Below are 3729 nucleotides of genomic sequence, written 5' to 3' on the forward strand. Positions count from 1 at the left end.
GACGACTGACCGCGGCCGTTTCGAGATCGCCGGAAGCCGCATCTTCGTCGCCGGCCATCGTGGCATGGTTGGATCCGCCCTCGTTCGCCGCCTCGAGAGGGACGCGCGTGAAACGTCACGCGCCGGCGGCCCGCCCCGTGGGCGTCGAGGCAGGGCGCGATGCGCTCCTCGACCTCCAGGCCTGCGCGCCGGAACGCCTCCGCAAGCATCTGCCGCTTCCAGGCGAGCGCGGACGCTTGCGCGTATTGCTGGGTCGCGCAGCCGCCGCAGGCGCCGACCTCAGGGCAATAGGGCGCGACCCGCTCCGGAGCGCTTTCGATGACGCGGACGAGGCGCGGCCGCTCCCCCGAAAGGTCGGCCTCGACCAGTTCGCCGGGCAGGGCGAGCGGCACGTGAACGGCGCCGCCGGCCGCGAACGCCACCCCGTCGCCGCGATGGCCGAGGCGATCGATGCGCAGCATCTCGGTCATGCGCGTCGCGCTCCGAGCAGGAATTCGCGGTTGCCGTCGCCCCCCTCGATCGGCGAGCCGACGACGCCGAGCGGCTCGAAGCCAAGCCCGGCGACGAGCGCCGTCGCGGCCTCGGTGACGCGGGCGTGCACCTCCGGGTCCTTGACCACGCCGCCCTTGCCGACGTCCTTCCGTCCCGCCTCGAACTGCGGCTTCACCAGCGCGATGAGCGCCGCCGCAGGGCTCGCCAGCGCGAGCGCGGCGGGCAGCACGACGGAAAGCGGCGCGAAGCTGACGTCCACGGTGATGATCGAGGGCGGCGCCGGCAGCGCGTCCGGAGAGAGCGTGCGGATGTCCGTGCCTTCGAGGCTCAGCAGGCGCGGCTCCGCCTGCAGCCGCGGGTGAAGCTGGCCGTGGCCGACGTCCACCGCCGTGACATGGGCGGCGCCGCGCGACAGCAGGACCTCGCTGAAGCCGCCGGTGGATGAGCCGACGTCGAGCGCGTGAGCCGCCGTCACGTCGATCCCGAAATGGTCGAGCGCGAAGGCGAGCTTCACGCCGCCGCGGGACACGTAAGGGTGAGCCGGCTCCGCCTCGATCGCGGCGTCGGCCGCGAGCCCATCGGAGGCGCGCCGGACCGTCGCTCCGTCGGCGCGCACCAGGCCGGCGGCGATGGCCGCCTGCGCCTTGGCGCGGCTTTCGAAGAAGCCCCGCTCGACGAGCAGAAGATCCGCGCGGCGGCGGGGAGGGGAGGACATGAGGCGGATGCGGCCGTCTGGATGAACCGGGCCGCTGTCTAGCACGCCGGAAACGAAAACGGGGGCGCAGAGCGCCCCCGTTCCGTCAGATCAGATCTGTCGATCGTCTCAGTACTTGGTGACGATCGGAGCCGGAGCCGCCGGGGTCCACAGCGGGATGATCACGCGGGTCCAGAGACGGGTCTCTTTGCCGCCGAGGTTCCGCTGCCACACGTCGCGGGTCAGGTAGGCCTGCATGATGACCGGGCCGAAGTTGTAGCCGACGAGCGGGCCGAGGGCGAACTGCTTCTGCTTCGGACGGCCGCCCGGGGTGTCATACTCGGTCGAGCCGAACGCCGCGAGGCCGAGTTCCCACTTGCCGAAGGTCTTGGTCGCGGTCAGGTCGAGGTTGAAGCCGTTCGCGGTCTTGCCGCCGACCGACTTGTCGGTGTCGAACGTGATGCCCCAGAGCAGGTTGGCGGTCAGGTTCCAGCCGTCGCCGGTGTAGCTCGCCGCGAAGTCCTGACGCCAGGTGGTGGCGCGAACGCGGATGTTCTTGTCGCCGGCGTTGAAGTAGAAGCCCGACAGGTAGCTGACGCCGAAGCCGTTGCCGAGGTCCCAAGCGAGGGCGGCGGCGGCGAACGGGTTGTAGAGGCCGTAGTTGTCAGCGCCGCCAGCGGCGTCCACGTGAGCGTTCGGCAGCGCGCCGAGCAGCTGGAAGTTGCCGCCGAGGATGGTCCACGGGGTCGACCAGGCGATCACCGGGATGTCGACGAGCAGCTTGGTGTCGGGGTTCGTGTTGCGAACGCCCCAGCTCAGCGTGTTGACGAAGTACACGCCTTCCGGAAGCGGCGCGCCGCGCGCCAGGCCGACCGTCTCACCGGTCTGCGCAGTCGCGGGGAAGGCGCTGGCCTCCATCGACGAGGCGCCGAGCATCATTGCGCCCACCGCCGCAATTTTCATCACGTTCTTCAGCATGTTGCCTTTCCTCCGATCGGCGCCCTGCCGGGACGCCGCCTCTCCGAGCACGAAATCGTTTTCGCCTACCGGTTCGGTTTCTTCCGTCCCCGAAGTCGAAATCTGTCGGAAACAGAACCGATGGCTCAACAAGCGCCCCCGACTCGGCGCCGCTAGGTGGAGAGGACATTTTTTGGGCGCGTTTCGCCACCGGAATCACGGGGTCTCGCCTTAGTTGCGGGCCCACTGTCGCTGAAATGTCGCAGCACTTGTTGGGTAAACGAGTCCTTAATTCACGTTGCGGCGAGAGCAGCGCGGCGCCCGCTCTTTGTGCAAGTTATAAGAACTTCAAACAGTTGGCGGGTTGCAGAAGTTAGCCGCGCTGGTACCCCACGCTACCTGAGCGTGTTTTGCGCCACCGTCAGCCCAGGCAGCCCGCCCGAGCCGCCGATCGCCAGATCCGGCGTCGCGACCTGGTCCCAGCGGTAGCCCAGAACCCCGCCGCGCCGTGATCCGGTCACAGTGTTGCCCACGATCGTCGCGGGCCCGACGCCTTCGACCACCGAGACGCTGATTCCCACCTCGCAGCCGCGCACGACGTTCCCGGTTATCGTCACGTCGCGCAGGTAGGGGCCCCACCCGGCGTTGATCCCGGCGGTCGGGGCGTTCTCGACCACATTGCCGGTGACGGCCACGTCGGCCTCCACGCCGATCCCGAGGCCGTAGCTGTCGCCCGGACCGTCGAGCTTCTTCCGCCGGAAGAGGTTGCGGACGACATTGCCCACGACCGTGCCGAGCCGGCCCCCTTCGTTGAAATTCGCGATGCAGATGCCGTTGCCGGCGCCGTCGACCAGATTCGAGGAGATCACCGCGCCCGAGAAGCCGTATTCGGCGAAGATGCAGGTCTCGCCGCTGTCCAGGCAGAGATTGTCGGTGATCATGACGTCGTCGGACGCGTGGGCCCGCACGGCCGAGAAGGCGGAGCGCCGGATGGCGTTGCCGGAGATCATCACGCCGCCGGCCTTGGAGACGTTGATCGCGTTGCCGTTCCAGCCGAGCCCGCCGTCGAGCGCGCCGGTGTCTTCGATGCGGTTGCGGCTGATCACGGAGCTCTCGTCCGCCTTGTCGTTCCGGCGGAGCAGCACGCCATTGTTGCGGCAGCCGAGGATGACGCTGTCGGTGAGCGACACGCCCTTGCCGTCGATCGAAAACAGCGCCGCCTGACGCGCGCCCTCGAAACGGCAGTCGCGGAGCGTCCCGCCCGAGCGCACCAGCATCACGCTGTTCGCGCCGGCGTCGAGCACGGTCACGTCGTCCATGGCGAGCGCGGAGACGTCAGCGAATTCGAGGACGCCGGTCTCGGCCGCCCCCGGGATCGCGCCGCCGTCGAAGGTGAGGCCGCGCAGCGCGATCCGCCTGGCGCCCTTGGCGGACAGCACGGGGCCGGAGCCCGAGAGCTCGAGCCGGGTCGCCCGCGGCGCGCCGACGAGCGTGACCCCGTCGGGGAGGATGACGTTCGACACGCGGTAGGTTCCGGGCCTCAGCGCGAGCGGGCGGCCTTCGCGCGCGGCGCGCTCGAGGGCGCG

General features: G+C 69.7%; 3 protein-coding genes and 1 pseudogene. All 4 read right to left on the reverse strand.

The genetic code is table 11. From position 1 onward, the window contains the following. Positions 1 to 470, reverse strand: a pseudogene (locus ACIKT0_RS14815) (hypothetical protein); the annotation flags it as partial. Continuing rightward, positions 467 to 1207: a TlyA family RNA methyltransferase gene (locus tag ACIKT0_RS14820; RefSeq protein ID WP_407106084.1), complete on the reverse strand. Its 741-nt coding sequence runs from the start codon at positions 1205 to 1207 to the stop codon at positions 467 to 469. The gene ACIKT0_RS14820 and the pseudogene ACIKT0_RS14815, both read right to left, overlap by 4 nt. Before the next feature lie 108 nt (positions 1208 to 1315). Next, complete coding sequence (locus tag ACIKT0_RS14825) at positions 1316 to 2164, reverse strand: transporter (protein WP_407106085.1); 849 nt, start codon at positions 2162 to 2164, stop codon at positions 1316 to 1318. A gap of 374 nt (positions 2165 to 2538) precedes the next feature. Continuing rightward, positions 2539 to 3729 (reverse strand): TIGR03808 family TAT-translocated repetitive protein (locus ACIKT0_RS14830; protein ID WP_407106086.1); only part of this gene is annotated, 1191 nt, incomplete at its 5' end.

Source organism: Hansschlegelia beijingensis, from assembly GCF_045505405.1.
Taxonomy (GTDB): Bacteria; Pseudomonadota; Alphaproteobacteria; order Rhizobiales; family Methylopilaceae; genus Methylopila; species Methylopila beijingensis_A.